This is a genomic window from Pseudomonas sp. SORGH_AS_0211 (assembly GCF_031453455.1).
GTDB lineage: Bacteria > Pseudomonadota > Gammaproteobacteria > Pseudomonadales > Pseudomonadaceae > Chryseomonas > Chryseomonas aestiva.
Map to the genome: position 1 here is coordinate 206,419 of NZ_JAVIZV010000001.1, position 14,191 is coordinate 220,609.

11 protein-coding genes are annotated in these 14,191 nt (G+C 66.3%); 7 read left to right on the forward strand and 4 right to left on the reverse strand.

What is annotated here, in order from left to right; genetic code table 11:
- Positions 1-62 precede the first annotated feature (62 nt).
- From QE393_RS00960 to QE393_RS00970, 3 genes are all read right to left on the reverse strand, one after another.
- Complete coding sequence (locus tag QE393_RS00960; protein ID WP_310041650.1) at positions 63-722, reverse strand: HAD-IA family hydrolase; 660 nt, start codon at positions 720-722, stop codon at positions 63-65.
- Between the two features lie 65 nt (positions 723-787).
- Positions 788-1,516: a 16S rRNA (uracil(1498)-N(3))-methyltransferase gene (locus QE393_RS00965; protein ID WP_310041651.1), complete on the reverse strand. Its 729-nt coding sequence runs from the start codon at positions 1,514-1,516 to the stop codon at positions 788-790.
- Positions 1,517-1,529: 13 nt separating this feature from the next.
- Positions 1,530-2,930: an adenosylmethionine--8-amino-7-oxononanoate transaminase gene (locus QE393_RS00970; protein ID WP_273810100.1), complete on the reverse strand. Its 1,401-nt coding sequence runs from the start codon at positions 2,928-2,930 to the stop codon at positions 1,530-1,532.
- Between the two features lie 173 nt (positions 2,931-3,103).
- On the opposite strand from QE393_RS00970, the gene QE393_RS00975 reads away from it, so the two are divergent.
- From QE393_RS00975 to QE393_RS01005, 7 genes are all read left to right on the forward strand, one after another.
- Complete coding sequence (locus tag QE393_RS00975; RefSeq protein ID WP_310041655.1) at positions 3,104-4,681, forward strand: FAD-dependent oxidoreductase; 1,578 nt, start codon at positions 3,104-3,106, stop codon at positions 4,679-4,681.
- A 173-nt stretch (positions 4,682-4,854) separates the two neighbouring features.
- Complete coding sequence (locus QE393_RS00980; RefSeq protein ID WP_273810098.1) at positions 4,855-5,409, forward strand: cytochrome b; 555 nt, start codon at positions 4,855-4,857, stop codon at positions 5,407-5,409.
- Between the two features lie 35 nt (positions 5,410-5,444).
- Complete coding sequence (locus tag QE393_RS00985; protein ID WP_208693888.1) at positions 5,445-6,023, forward strand: YceI family protein; 579 nt, start codon at positions 5,445-5,447, stop codon at positions 6,021-6,023.
- A gap of 345 nt (positions 6,024-6,368) precedes the next feature.
- Complete coding sequence (locus tag QE393_RS00990; protein ID WP_273810097.1) at positions 6,369-7,562, forward strand: efflux RND transporter periplasmic adaptor subunit; 1,194 nt, start codon at positions 6,369-6,371, stop codon at positions 7,560-7,562.
- Between the two features lie 12 nt (positions 7,563-7,574).
- Entirely contained in the window at positions 7,575-10,712 is a 3,138-nt protein-coding gene (locus QE393_RS00995; RefSeq protein WP_273810095.1) for an efflux RND transporter permease subunit, read from the forward strand.
- Between the two features lies 1 nt (position 10,713).
- Positions 10,714-12,213 carry an efflux transporter outer membrane subunit gene (locus QE393_RS01000; protein ID WP_310041660.1) on the forward strand — a complete coding sequence of 500 codons (1,500 nt, stop codon included), beginning with the start codon at positions 10,714-10,716 and terminating at the stop codon, positions 12,211-12,213.
- Positions 12,214-12,331: 118 nt separating this feature from the next.
- Entirely contained in the window at positions 12,332-12,919 is a 588-nt protein-coding gene (locus tag QE393_RS01005) for a YajG family lipoprotein (RefSeq protein ID WP_007161696.1), read from the forward strand.
- Positions 12,920-12,979: 60 nt separating this feature from the next.
- Here QE393_RS01005 and QE393_RS01010 read toward each other — a convergent pair whose 3' ends face one another.
- The gene (locus QE393_RS01010; RefSeq protein ID WP_273810091.1) at positions 12,980-14,140 is read right to left on the reverse strand and encodes a 1-acyl-sn-glycerol-3-phosphate acyltransferase; all 1,161 of its coding nucleotides are present in this window, start codon (positions 14,138-14,140) and stop codon (positions 12,980-12,982) included.
- Positions 14,141-14,191: the final 51 nt, after the last annotated feature.

The window sequence follows — 14,191 nt, forward strand, 5'->3', positions numbered from 1 at the left end:
GGCGCCTGGCCCAAGCCCAAAAATCGCTCGCCAATTCGTGCACGAACTTCTTGAACACCACCCTAGTCCTTCCGGGTCAGGCGCATCCCGCCGTTTTCATCCAGGCTGACAGCAACTCCGCGGTAGTCCGCCAGGGTCGGCAGGCCCAGCTCCAGTGGCTGGCGATGGGTGGCGGTGATGGCTACCGCATCGGCGCCGGCGGCCTTGGCCGCGGCAAAGCCGGCGTGGGCATCCTCGAACACCAGACAGTCGCCGATCGCCACCCCCAGCTTGCGCGCACCCGCCAGGAAGCAGTCCGGCGCGGGCTTGCCCTGGGTGACGTCTTCGGCGCAGATCATCACTGGCGGCAGGGCCATGCCGGCCGCGGCGAGCCGCACTTCCGCCAGCCGGCGCGAGGCCGAGGTGACCAGCGCCCAGCTGCCGGCTGGCAGACTGGCGAGGAAGGCTGCCGCGCCGGGGATCTCCTGGATGTCGGCGACATCGGCGATCTCCAGTTCGGTGATGGCGCGGGTCTCGGCGTCGATGTCCGCACCCGCCGGGGCGAAGCGTTTCACCGTTTCCACCGCCCGCACCCCGTGCATCACGGCGAGGACGTCCGCCGGATCGAGGCCGTGGCCGAGTGCCCAGGTGCTCCAGGCGCGTTCGGCGGATGCCACGCTGGTGAGCAGGGTGCCGTCCATGTCGAACAGGAAGGCGGCGTAAGGGCGAGAGGGCAGGGTCATCCGGGGCTCCAAAACTATCCGTGGGGAAGGGACGGACCGCCGAGGACAGCGGCCCGCGGGGCAGATCAAGGGGTCTGGAAATCACCCCAGAGTTGCTGGGCCACGCTCAGGGCCACCACCGGCGCGGTCTCGGTGCGCAGCACCCGCGGCCCCAGGCGGGCCGGCTGGAAACCGGCGGCGCGGGCGGCCGTGACTTCGGCCTCGCTCAGGCCGCCTTCCGGGCCGATCAGCAGGGCCAGGCGGGTGGGCCGGGCATGGCTTTCCAGGGCGGCGGCCACCGGGTGCAGGACCAGCTTGAGGTCGGCGTCCAGCCCGGCCTGCCAGTCGGCCAGCAGCTGCGGCGGATGGATCAGCGGCACCGTGGAGCGACCGCACTGTTCGCAGGCGCTGATGGCCACCTGGCGCCAGTGCTGCAGGCGCTTGTCGGCGCGCTCGTCCTTGAGGCGCACCTCGCAGCGTTCGCTGACCAGCGGGGTGATCTCGGCCACGCCCAGTTCGGTGGCCTTCTGGATCGCCCAGTCCATGCGCTCGCCGCGGGACAGGCCCTGGCCGAGGTGGATCCGCAGCGGCGAATCGGGTTGGCCGGGCAGTTCCTCGGTCAGGTCGACGCTGAGGGTCTTCTTGCCCACCGCAACGACCTGGCCGAGGTATTCCCGGCCACTGCCGTCGAACAGTTGCACGGCATCCCCCGGCGCCAGGCGCAGCACGCGGCCCAGGTAGTGGGCCTGGGCCTCGGGCAGGTCGAGGTGGCCGAGGGCCAGGGGCAGGTCGAGGTGGCAGCGGGTGAGACGCATGGCGGACTCCAGATCAGCCGGGATCGCGGTGGTTGGGGTGCAGGTCGCTCAGGGCGACGCTGACCGAGGTACGGGTGGCGAGGTCGATGCCTTCGCTCGCCACCTCGGCGAGGAAGTCGATCTGCTCGGGGGTGATGACATAGGGCGGCAGGAAGTAGACCACGTTGCCCAGGGGCCGCAACAGGGCGCCACGGGAGAGGGCGTGCTGATAGACGGCGAGGCCGCGGCGCTCCTGCCAGGGGTAGGGCGTGCGGCGGGCCTTGTCGGCGCTCATCTCGATGGCCAGGGCCATGCCGGTCTGGCGTACCTCGCCGACGTGGGGATGATCGACCAGGTGCGCGGTGGCCTCGGCCATGCGTCGGGCCAGGGGCTTGTTGGCCTCGATGACGTCGTCCTGGGCGAAGATGTCCAGGGTCGCCAGGGCGGCAGCGCAGGCCAGCGGATTGCCGGTGTAGCTGTGCGAGTGCAGGAAGGCGCGCAGCGTGTGGTAGTCGTCGTAGAAGGCCTGGTAGACCGCATCGGTGGTCAGGCAGGCGGCCAGCGGCAGGTAGCCGCCGGTGAGGGCCTTGGACAGGCAGAGGAAATCCGGGCGGATGCCGGCCTGTTCACAGGCGAACATCGTGCCGGTGCGACCGAAGCCCACGGCGATCTCGTCGTGGATCAGGTGCACGCCATAGCGGTCGCAGGCCTCGCGCAGGAGGCGCAGATAGACCGGATGGTACATGCGCATGCCGGTGGCGCCCTGGATCAGCGGCTCGACGATGACCGCGGCGACGCTGGCATGGTGCTCGGCCAGGGTGCGCTCCATGTGCGCGAACATCTGCCGCGAATGCGCTTCCCAGTCCATGCCCTCGGGACGCAGGTAGCAATCGGGACTGGGCACCTTGAGGGTGTCCAGCAAGAGGCCCTGGTAGGTCTCGGTGAACAGCGCCACGTCACCCACCGACATGGCCGCCACCGTCTCGCCGTGGTAGCTGTTGGTCAGGGTGACGAAGCGGCGCTTTTCCGGCTGGCCCACGTTGCGCCAGTAGTGGTAGCTCATCTTCAGCGCCACCTCGATGCACGAGGAGCCGTTGTCGGCATAGAACACCCGGTCGAGGCCGGCCGGGGTCAGGGCGACCAGGCGCTCGGACAACTCGATCACCGGCTGGTGGCTGAAGCCGGCGAGGATGACGTGCTCCAGCTGGTCGACCTGGGCCTTGATGCGGTCGTTGATGCGCGGATTGGCGTGGCCGAAGACATTGACCCACCAGGAACTGACGGCATCCAGGTAGCGCTTGCCGTCGAAGTCCTCCAGCCAGACGCCTTCGCCGCGGCGGATCGGGATCACCGGCAGTTGCTCGTGATCCTTCATCTGGGTGCAGGGGTGCCAGAGCACCTCCAGGTCACGGCGCATCCAGTCGTGATTGGTCATTGGCGTCTCCTGGCGGCGGGCCTGGCGAGAAAAAGGGGGCGCAAGCCTAAGCCAGGGCGCGCGACGGGAGCAAGGCGCGGGCCGATTGCCGGTCGTGGCGGCAGCTAGTGGCTCAGGGGCCGCTGGCGTATGCTGCGCCACCGCCGTTTCCCGGTCCCAGGAGTCTAGAAAAGATGTCGTCGCGTTGGACAGGTTTTACCGTCTGCTTGGCAGCCGGCGTATTCGCTACCAGCCTGAGCGCAGGTGCTGCCGAGAAGGCCCATAAGGAGACGCACAAGGCGCCGGAAAAGGCTGCCGCGGCACCCGTCGCGCCGAGTGGTCCCTCGGTGATCGTGGTCGGTGCCGGCATGGCCGGCCTGGCCTCGGCCTATGAACTGCAGCAGGCCGGCTGGAACGTGACCCTGCTGGAAGCCGGCGCGCGCGTCGGCGGTCGTTCCGGTCTCGCCTCCAGCGAATGGATCGGCGACACCAAGGCCCAGCCGGTGCTCAACCACTACCTGGACACCTTCAAGCTCAAGACCGTGGACGCGCCGTCCTTCGTGCGCACCCCGGGCTATCTGATCGAAGGCCAGTACTATTCCCAGGAAGACCTGGCGCAGAAGATGCCGGCCGTGGCCGATGCCCTCAAGCGCGTCGACAAGTCCCTGGACGACCTGGCCGCCGCCATCAGCGATCCGCTGCAGCCGACCGCCACCCCGACCCTGCACGCCCTCGACCAGATCAACGCCGCCACCTGGCTGGACAAGCAGAACCTGCCGCCGGTGGCCCGCCAGCTGATCAACCAGCGCATCCGCGTCCGCTACGACGAGCCCTCGCGGCTGTCGCTGCTCTATCTGGCCCAGCAGACCCGCGTCTATCGCGGCGTCGAGGACAAGGACCTGCGCGCCTCCCGTCTGCCCGGTGGCAGCGACGTCCTGGCCCAGGCCTTCGTCAAGCAGATCAAGACGATCAAGACTGACAACAAGGTCTCCAGCATCGTCCAGGACAAGGACGGTGTCGTGGTCAAGGCCGGTGCCACCGGCTACAAGGCCGACTACGTGGTGATGGCGGTGCCGCTGCGCGCCCTCGGCCAGGTGCAGATGACCCCGGCGCTGGATGCTACTCAGCAGGCGGCGATCAAGGGCACCACCTATGGCTGGCGCGACCAGATCCTGCTCAAGTTCAAGACCCCGGTGTGGGACAGCAAGTCGCGCATGAGTGGCGAAATCTACAGCGACCAGGGCCTGGGCATGCTGTGGGTGGAGCCGGACGTCAAGGGCGGCGCCAATGTGCTGGTCAACCTGGCCGGTGACAGCGCGCGTCTGGTGCAGGCCTTTGGCGACAAGCAGATGGTCGACCAGGTGCTGATCCGCTTCCACGCCTTCTATCCCAAGGCGCGCGGGGCCTTCTCCGGCTACGAGGTCCGCCGCTACAGCCGCGATCCGGGCGTGGGCGGTGCCTATCTGGCCTATGGTCCGGGCCAGATCACCCGCTACTGGCGGCTGTGGGAAAAGCCCGCCGGCCGGGTGATCTTCGCCGGCGAGCACACCGATCCGCTGCATCCGGGCACCCTGGAAGGCGCCCTGGCCAGCGGTCAGCGCGCTGCCGGTCAGGTCCGCGACCTCAAGGCCGGCAAGGCCGTGGTGCCGGTCGTGGCCAGTGCCAAGACCGCTGCCCAGCCGACCTCCGCGCCCAAGGCTGCCGCAGCTGCGCCGGCCAAGGACAGTGGCGAGCACGGCTTCTTCTGGAAGCTGTTCCACTGGTCGTTCTGATCCCGGCCTAGGCTCGGGCGCTGCCATCGCGCAGCGTCTGGGCCGGAGCGGACGGGGCCTTCGCGTGCCGTCCGATCCATCGATTCCTTCGATATTGATTCGATACTTTTTTCGCTTTCCATCGATACGTTTGCGGCTAGGCTTAGGCAAAGCTTTTTCAGGAGATAAAAGCGATGCACTGGCGCAACGATGGCCTTCGCTACGGTCTGGTAAGTCTGGTTCTGCATTGGGTCATGGCCCTGGCGATCGTCGCCATGTTCGCCTCCGGCCTGTGGATGCGCACCCTGGACTACTACGACACCTGGTACCACACCGCCCCCGAACTGCATAAGAGCGCCGGCATCCTCTTGCTGATCGCCCTGGTGCTGCGCCTGCTCTGGCGCCTGGTCAGTCCGCCGCCGCCGGTGGAGGGCAGCCCCCTGGTACGCCGCGCCGCGGGTGCCGGGCACTTCCTGCTCTATGGGCTGATGCTCACCGTGATGGTGGCTGGCTACCTGATCTCCACCGCCGATGGCGTGGCCATCGATGTGTTCGGCTGGTTCAACGTCCCGGCGATCCTGAGCGGCCTGCCGGATCAGGCCGATACCGCCGGCAAGATCCACCTCTGGTTCGCCTGGACGCTGATCGTCCTGGCCGGTCTGCACATCCTGGCCGCACTCAAGCACCATTTCGTCGACCGCGACGGCACCCTGGTCCGCATGCTCGGCCGGGTCCATACCCCTTCCTGATGTTCGCTTCCCACCACCACCTGGAGCTCCATCCAATGCTGAAGAAAACCGTTGCCGCCCTGGCCCTGGGTACCGCTCTGCTGGGCGCCGGCCAGGCCATGGCCGCCGACTACAAGATCGACAAGCAGGGCCAGCACGCCTTCATCCAGTTCCGTATCCAGCACCTGGGCTACAGCTGGCTGTACGGCACCTTCAAGGACTTCGATGGCAACTTCAGCTTCGATGCCAAGGATCCGTCCGCCGACAAGGTCAAGGTGACCATCAACACCGACAGCGTCGACACCAACCACGCCGAGCGTGACAAGCACCTGCGCAGCGCCGACTTCCTCAACGTCGCCGCCCACCCCCAGGCCAGCTTCGAATCCACCAAGGTCACCGCCACCGGCGACGGCACCGCCGACGTCACCGGCAACCTGACCCTGAACGGCGTGACCAAGCCGGTCACCATCAAGGCCCACTTCATGGGCGAGGGCAAGGACCCGTGGGGTGGCTACCGCGCCGGCTTCGAGGGCACCACCACCCTCAAGCTCAAGGATTTCAACATCCAGAAGGACCTCGGCCCGAAATCCCAGGAAGTGGAATTCATGCTGTCCTTCGAAGGCGTGCGCCAGTAACGGGACGCCCTCGGGTTGTAACCAAAGATGCCGGATTCGTCCGGCATTTTTATGCCTGGTCGTTTTTGCCGACGAGGCGGGCGACACCGGGATTCCCCGGCAGAACTCGGCTCGCACCTCATGGTCTGCTACCGAGGTCGGTCGCACGGGCCTGACTTTTGTCGGAATAGCCGTTTTCACGAGGCGTCGGAGCATCCGGCGATACCCGAGCATGGCGCTTGGGTTATTTACAAACAGTCGTGAACGTAAGTATATTCGTCTGATAATAATTCCTATGCTCGAGCCGGTGCGGATCCACAAGGCGCGCTGCGCATGCTCATTTCCCCGCTTTCAAGGACTTTTGATATGCAGATCAAGCCGGCGCATGCCTTTTTCGCTCCCGCCCTGCTGGCCGTGGCCCTGGCCCTGGGTGCCTGCGGCAAGCAGGACAACAAGGACCAGCAGCAACAGCAGCAGAAGCCCGCAGAGGTCGGGGTGGTGACGATGCATCCTCGTACCGTGACCCTGACCGATGAGCTTCCCGGGCGCACCGCCGCCTTCCGCATCGCCGAGGTGCGGCCGCAGGTGAGCGGCATCCTGCTCAAGCGCTATTTCACCGAAGGCGCCGACGTGAAGGCCGGCACCCAGCTCTATCAGATCGATCCGCGCACCTACGAGGCCAACGTCAATTCGGCCAAGGCCTCCCTGGCCCAGGCCCAGGCGACCCTGGCTTCCAACCGGCTCAAGGCCCAGCGCTATGGCGCCCTGGTCAAGGAGCAGGCGATCAGCAAGCAGGAAGCCGACGATGCGCTGTCCATGCAGCGGCAGAACGAAGCCCAGGTGGAGTCGGCCAGGGCCGCCCTGCGCAATGCCGAGATCAACCTGGCCTACACCAAGGTCGCCGCGCCCATCTCCGGGCGCATCGGACGCTCGATGATGACCGAAGGCGCCCTGGTCACTGCCGACCAGACCTCCGCCCTGACCAGCATCACCCAGCTCGATCCCATCTATGTCGACGTGACCCAGTCCGCCACCGATCTGCTGCGCCTGCGCCGCGAGCTGGACAGCGGTCAGCTGCAGAAGGTGCAGGGCGAGAATGCCGCCGAGGTCAAGCTGATGCTGGAAGACGGCAGTGCCTATAGCCGTCCCGGCAAGCTCAAGTTCGCCGAGGTGTCGGTGGACCAGGGCACCGGCTCGGTGACCATCCGCGCCGAATTCCCCAACCCCGACAAGCTGCTGCTGCCCGGCATGTTCGTCCGTGCCGAGCTGCAGTCCGGGGTGCGCCAGAATGCCTTGCTGGTACCGCAACAGGGCGTGACCCGCGATCTCAAGGGCCAGCCCACCGCCATGGTGGTCAACGGCGAAGGCAAGGTCGAGCAGCGGATCCTCAAGACCGAGCGAACCGTGGGCTCCGACTGGCTGGTTACCGACGGCCTCAAGGCCGGTGACAAGGTCATCACCGAAGGCCTGCAGAAGATCAAGCCGGGTGCCACCGTCACCGCCAAGCCGGCGAGCAACATCGCCTCCGCCGAGCAGAAGCCGGCGGGTCAGGGTCAGTAAGGGGAGCGCCTGATGTCCAAGTTCTTCATTGACCGGCCCATCTTCGCCTGGGTAATCGCCCTGGTGATCATGCTCGCCGGCATCCTGTCGATCCTCAATCTGCCGATCAACCAGTACCCGAACATCGCCGCACCGGCGGTCTCGATCCAGGTGAGCTACCCGGGCGCCTCGGCGCAGACGGTGCAGGACACCGTGGTCCAGGTCATCGAACAGCAGATGAACGGGATCGACAACCTCAGGTACATCTCCTCGGAGTCCAACTCCGATGGCAGCATGACCATCATCGTGACCTTCAACCAGGGTACCAACCCGGACATCGCCCAGGTCCAGGTGCAGAACAAGCTGCAGCTGGCGACGCCGCTGCTGCCGCAGGAAGTCCAGCAGCAGGGCATGCGCGTCGCCAAGTACCAGCGCAACTTCATGATGGTGGTGGGCCTGGTGTCCATGGACGGCTCCCTGACCAAGGAAGACCTGTCCAACTACATCGTCTCCAACATGCGCGATCCCATCGCGCGGACCACCGGTGTCGGCGACTTCCAGGTGTTTGGCGCCCAGTACGCCATGCGCATCTGGCTGGATCCGCAGAAGCTGGTGAAGTACCAGCTCACGCCGGTCGACGTCAGCAGCGCCATCCAGAGCCAGAACGTGCAGATCGCCTCCGGTCAGCTCGGCGGCCTGCCGGCGGTGCCAGGGCAGCAGCTCAACGCCACCATCATCGGCAAGACCCGCCTGACCAGCGTCGAGGAGTTCGGCAAGATCTTCCTCAAGGTCGATCAGAGCGGTGCCCAGGTACGCCTGCGCGATGTGGCGCGGGTCGAACTGGGAGGCGAGAACTACTCCATCGATGCCCAGTTCGACGGCAAGCCGGCCTCCGGCATGGCCCTGCGTCTGGCCACCGGGGCCAATGCCCTGGACACCGCCAAGGCGGTCCGCGCCACCATCGAACGCCTCAAGCCGTTCATGCCGCCGGGCATGGAAGTGGTCTATCCCTATGACACCACCCCGGTGGTGACCGCCTCGATCCACGAGGTGGTCAAGACCCTGGGCGAGGCGATCCTGCTGGTGTTCCTGGTGATGTTCCTGTTCCTGCAGAACTTCCGGGCCACCCTGATCCCCACCATCGCCGTACCCGTGGTGCTCCTGGGCACCTTCGCGGTGCTGCTGGCCGCCGGTTTCACCATCAACATCCTGACCATGTTCGGCATGGTGCTCGCCATCGGCCTGCTGGTGGACGATGCCATCGTAGTGGTGGAAAACGTCGAGCGGGTGATGGCCGAGGAGGGGCTCTCGCCCAAGGAGGCGACCCGCAAGTCCATGGGTCAGATCCAGGGCGCCCTGGTCGGTATCGCCCTAGTGCTGTCGGCGGTGTTCGTGCCCATGGCCTTCTTCGGTGGCTCCACCGGGGTGATCTATCGCCAGTTCTCCATCACCATCGTTTCCTCGATGGTGTTGTCGGTGCTGGTGGCCCTGATCCTGACCCCGGCGCTGTGCGCCACCCTACTCAAGCCGGTCAAGCAGGGCCATCACGAGAAGCGTGGCTTCTTCGGCTGGTTCAACCGCACCTTCGAAAGCGGTCAGCATCGCTACGAGCGCAGCGTGGCCACGGTGATCCGGCACAAGGTGCCCTTCCTGCTGCTCTATGTGCTGATTGTCGGCGTCATGGTGTTCCTCTTCACCCGCATCCAGTCGTCCTTCCTGCCGGAAGAAGACCAGGGCGTGATCTTCGCCCAGGTCACCACGCCGCCGGGCTCCAGTGCCGAGCGGACGCAGAAGGTGCTCGACACCATGCGCGAGATGATGATGAAGAACGATTCGAGCGCGGTCAGCTCGATGTTCACCGTCAACGGCTTCAACTTCGCCGGTCGCGGCCAGAGCTCGGGTCTGGCGTTCATCCAGCTCAAGCCCTGGGAACAGCGCCCGGACGCCAAGGACGGCGCCAGCGCCGTGGCCGGTCGGGCCATGGGCTACCTGTCGGGCATCAAGGACGCCATCGTCTATGCCATCGTCCCGCCGGCGGTACTGGAGCTGGGTAACGCCACCGGCTTCGACTTCTACCTGCAGGACCAGGGCGGCATCGGCCACGAGGCGCTCATGGCCGCGCGCAACCAGCTGCTCGGCATGGCCGCGCAGAATTCCAAGCTGATGCAGACCCGTCCGAACGGCCTCAACGACGAGCCGCAGTTCAAGCTCATCGTCGACGACGAAAAGGTGCGCGCCCTGGGCCTGTCGCAGAGCGACGTGAACCAGACACTGTCCATCGGCTGGGCGTCCAGCTACGTCAACGACTTCATCGATCGCGGTCGGGTGAAGAAGGTGTACCTGCAGGGCGAAGCCAGCGCGCGAATGAATCCCGAGGATTTCAACAAGTGGTACGTGCGCAACAGCGCTGGCGAGATGGTGCCGGTGTCGGCCTTCGCCCGCGGCGAGTGGATCTACGGCTCGCCCAAGCTGGAGCGCTACAACGGCATCTCCTCGTTGGAGATCCTCGGTTCCGCAGCGCCCGGCTACAGCACCGGTGACGCCATGGCCGAGATCGAGCGCATGGCCAAGGACCTGCCGCAGGGCGTGGGTATCGCCTGGACCGGTCTGTCCTACGAGGAGCGGCTGTCGGGCTCCCAGGCGCCGGCGCTCTATGCGCTGTCGCTGCTGGTGGTGTTCCTCTGTCTGGCGGCGCTGTACGAGAGCTGGTCGATCCCGATCGCGGTCATCCTGGTGGTGCCGCTGGGGGTGGTGGGGGCCCTGCTGGCCACCTACTTCCGTGGTCTGGCCAACGACGTCTTCTTCCAGGTCGGTCTGTTGACGACCATCGGCCTGGCAGCGAAGAACGCCATCCTGATCGTGGAATTCGCCAAGGAGCTGCACGAAGGCGGCAAGAACATCGTCGATGCGGCGGTGGAAGCCTCGCGCATGCGCCTGCGCCCCATCATCATGACCTCCATGGCCTTCATCCTGGGCGTGGTGCCCCTGGCGATCTCCTCGGGCGCCAGCTCCGGCAGCCAGCACGCCGTGGGTACCGGCGTGATCGGCGGCATGCTCACCGCCACGATCCTGGCGATCTTCTGGATTCCCATGTTCTACGTGGTGGTCAGCAGCCTGTTCAAGGACAAGGCCACCAAGGACCAGGAAGCCCATGGCAAGGAAGGACACTGATATGAAGAAGTCTGTCTTGGCGGTGGTCGTGGGCATGCTGGCCGTGTCCGGCTGCAGCCTGATCCCCGATTACCAGCGACCCAATGCGCCGGTGGAGAACGCCTGGCCCCATGGCCAGGCCTACGATGCCCTGACGGTCAATCGCGACCAGCAGGCGGCCGACATCGGCTGGCGCGATTTCTATCGCGATCCGGCCCTGCAGCAGCTGATCCAGCTGTCGCTGGACAACAACCGCGACCTGCGCCAGGCGGCGCTGAACGTGCGCCTCTACCAGGCGCAATACCGCGTGCAGCGCGCCGAGCTGTTTCCCGACATCGCGGTCAGCGGCACCGGGACCCGTACCCGCCAGCCGGAGGACCTGAGCCAGGTCTCCGCCATCCGCGAACTGCTCGCCGGCAACAGCGCCAATGGCGCGGGCGGCGGTGGTGGCAGCATCAGCAGCCAGTACAGCGTGACCCTGGGGTTCACCTCCTATGAGCTGGACCTCTTCGGTCGCCTGCGCAGCCTCAGCGAGCAGGCGCTGCTCAACTACTTCGCCACCAGCGAAGGACGCCGCAGCACCCAGATCTCGCTGGTCTCGGAAGTGGCCAACGCCTACTACGCCTGGCTCACCGACCAGCGCATGCTGCAACTGACCCGCGAGACCCTGGCGGCCTATCAGCGCTCCTACGACCTGACCCGCCAGACCGTGGAGAATGGCGTGGCCAGCGGCCTGGACCTGCGCCAGTCGCGCACCGCCCTGGAAGGGGCGCGGGCGAATCTGGCGCAATACACCCGCCAGGTGGCCCAGGATCGCAATGCCCTGACCCTGCTGCTGGGTACCTCGATTCCGGCGGAGCTGCCGCAGAGCAAGGGGCTGGACGGCACCGATCTGCTCGCCGATCTGCCGGCCAACCTGCCGTCGGATCTCCTGCAGAAGCGTCCGGACATCCTCCAGTCCGAACTGCAGCTGCGCGCCGCCAACGCCAACATCGGCGCGGCCCGGGCGGCCTTCTTCCCGCGCATCAGCCTGACCGCCCAGGGCGGTACGGCCAGCCGGGATCTCAATGGCCTGTTCGACGCCGGTTCCGGCTACTGGACCTTCTCGCCAAGCATCAACATCCCGATCTTCACGGCCGGCAGTCTCAAGGCCAGCCTGGATGCGGCGAAGATCCAGAAGGACATCAACGTCGCCACCTACGAGAAGTCGATCCAGACCGCCTTCCGTGAAGTGGCCGATGCCCTGGCGGCGAAGGGCACCTACGACGACCAGCTGCAGGCCCAGCAGGACCTGGTGCAGGCCAGCCAGGAGTACTACGACCTGGCTAACCTGCGCTATCGCCAGGGCATCGACAACTACCTCACGGTACTCGACGCCCAGCGCTCGCTGTATAGCGCCCAGCAGCAGTTGATCACCGACAGACTCAACCAGCTCAACAGCGAGGTCACCCTGTACAAGGCGCTCGGTGGCGGCTGGCTGGAACGCAGCCAGACCCGGCCGCCGCTGGCGGCCAAGCCGTAACACCTGGTCTGAACGACGCCGGCCCCGTGCCGGCGTTTCCTTGTCCGGAAGGCCGGTCTATCGACGCCGCTGGGGGGCTGGGTATACTGCCCCCTGTCCCTTTCTTCGGAGTCTCTGCATGCGCTATCGCCTGTTGCTCGGCCTGCTCGCCGCCACTGGTCTGACCCTGGCCGGCTGCGCCAGCAGCCCTCAGCAATTGAGTCCGCAACCCCAGATCACCGCGCCCATCGCCCCGGTCGGCCAGGGCCAGCCGGTCTCGGTCCGGGTGGTCGACGGCCGCTCCTCCTTCACCCTCGGCACCCGCGGCGGTCTCTATCCCGACACCAGCGTGGTGGTGGTGCAGACCCAGGACGTGATTCCCAAGCTGCAGGCCGAAGCCGAGAAGGCGGTCCGTCAGATGGGCTTCACCCCGTCGCCCAATGCCGGCCCGGGCGCGCCCCAGCTGACCCTGACCCTGGCCGAACTGAACTATCAGTCGCCCAAGGAGCTGTACGTCACCGCCTCCGATGTCGCCGCGGCCTTCCAGGTCGACGTGCGCAACAGCCAGCGCGGCTACCGCGGCCGCTATGGCGCCAGCCTCAACCAGCGCTTCGGCATGGCGCCCAACGCCGAGGCCAACACCAAGCTGGTCAGCGATGTGCTGAGCGACGCCCTGACCCGGGTGTTCAAGGATCCGACCGTGGTCCAGGTGCTCAGCGGTCGTTGAGCACCTGACGCGCACAAAAAAGCCCGGCTCGTGCCGGGCTTTTTCATGAGCGCGCGTGGGCTATTCCAGACCGGCCAGGACGCGGTACTTGTTCAGCACCGGCTGGGCGTACTGGCGCACCAGTTGCGTCCGGTATTCCGCCGGGCACTCGGCCAGACGCCTTTCCCACTCGCCGCGGGCGACCTCGATTTCCTCGGCGGGAAACAGGGTGTCCACCGCGGGCACGGCCAGGTCCGGATCGCGGCCCTCCCAGGCGGCATAGGCCAGGTAACTGGCCGGGAACAGCCGGTAGTTGCCGAGAATCTGCCGGTCCATTTCCTGGGCCAGCGCCTTGGCATCCTCGAACTCACCCGTGACCGGCTCGCCAAAGGCCACGTGCACCCGGCCCTTGTAGCCGGTGATGCCCCGGGCGATGCTGACGTCGTCCTCGCCCGGGGCCTTGGCGTAGCTGCCGGTGGCGGCGCGGGTGTGCAGTTCGCGGGCCTTGGCCTGGTCGCAGGGATCGAATTCGTAGCTGATGGACACCGGGACGATGTTCAGCGCCTTGACCAGCTCGGCGAAGGGCTCGTCCTTGCAGCTCATGTGGAACATCTTGAGGATGGCCGAATCGGTGCGATCGTCGCCGTCCTTGGCCCGGCCCTCGGCCTGGGCGATCCAGATGGATTGGCCGTCCTGGCGGATCGAGTGATTGATGTAGGCGGACAGATTCTGGTACGCCGCCAGCTTTTCGCGCCGGCCGCTGATGGAGCGGTGCACGATGAAGCTCTTGTTCAGCCGCATCAGGTCGCTGACGAAGGGCTTCTGCAGCAGGTTGTCGCCGATGGCGATGCGGGGCGTTGGCAGACCGGCGTGGTAGACGGCATAGTTGACGAAGGCCGGGTCCATCACGATGTCGCGGTGGTTGGCCAGGAACAGATAGGCACGGCCGCTACGCAGCTGGTCGATGCCGGAGTAGGTAACGCCGTCGGAGGCCTTCTCGATGGCGCGATCCACATAGGGTTCGAGCTTGTCCTGCAGCGCGGCGACGCTCTGGATACCACTCAGTTCCTGGCGCAGGCGGGTGCGCAGCAGGGGGCGCACTACCCAGCCCAGTCCCCTGGACAGGCGCGGGAACCGGTAGCCGGCAAGGATGCCGATGAAGTGGTCGTCGTCGATCAGGCGGGCCAGAACCCCGGGGACTTCCGCGTCGTTATAGGGTCGAATGGCTTCGAACTCGCCCATGGTGTTCTCTTGTAGAAATTCCGGCGGCCATAGTAGTGGGCGTGGCGCCAG

Excerpts from the sequence above, each read along its gene's own strand:
- QE393_RS00965 (WP_310041651.1), bottom strand. The coding sequence starts at position 1,516 with ATGCGTCTCACCCGCTGCCACCTCGACCTGCCCCTGGCCCTCGGCCAC.
- QE393_RS00985 (WP_208693888.1), top strand. The coding sequence starts at position 5,445 with ATGCTGAAGAAAACCGTTGCCGCCCTGGCCCTGGGTACCGCTCTGCTG.
- QE393_RS00960 (WP_310041650.1), bottom strand. The coding sequence starts at position 722 with ATGACCCTGCCCTCTCGCCCTTACGCCGCCTTCCTGTTCGACATGGAC.
- QE393_RS00995 (WP_273810095.1), top strand. The coding sequence starts at position 7,575 with ATGTCCAAGTTCTTCATTGACCGGCCCATCTTCGCCTGGGTAATCGCC.
- QE393_RS00975 (WP_310041655.1), top strand. The coding sequence starts at position 3,104 with ATGTCGTCGCGTTGGACAGGTTTTACCGTCTGCTTGGCAGCCGGCGTA.
- QE393_RS01010 (WP_273810091.1), bottom strand. The coding sequence starts at position 14,140 with ATGGGCGAGTTCGAAGCCATTCGACCCTATAACGACGCGGAAGTCCCC.
- QE393_RS00990 (WP_273810097.1), top strand. The coding sequence starts at position 6,369 with ATGCAGATCAAGCCGGCGCATGCCTTTTTCGCTCCCGCCCTGCTGGCC.
- QE393_RS00980 (WP_273810098.1), top strand. The coding sequence starts at position 4,855 with ATGCACTGGCGCAACGATGGCCTTCGCTACGGTCTGGTAAGTCTGGTT.
- QE393_RS00970 (WP_273810100.1), bottom strand. The coding sequence starts at position 2,930 with ATGACCAATCACGACTGGATGCGCCGTGACCTGGAGGTGCTCTGGCAC.
- QE393_RS01000 (WP_310041660.1), top strand. The coding sequence starts at position 10,714 with ATGAAGAAGTCTGTCTTGGCGGTGGTCGTGGGCATGCTGGCCGTGTCC.
- QE393_RS01005 (WP_007161696.1), top strand. The coding sequence starts at position 12,332 with ATGCGCTATCGCCTGTTGCTCGGCCTGCTCGCCGCCACTGGTCTGACC.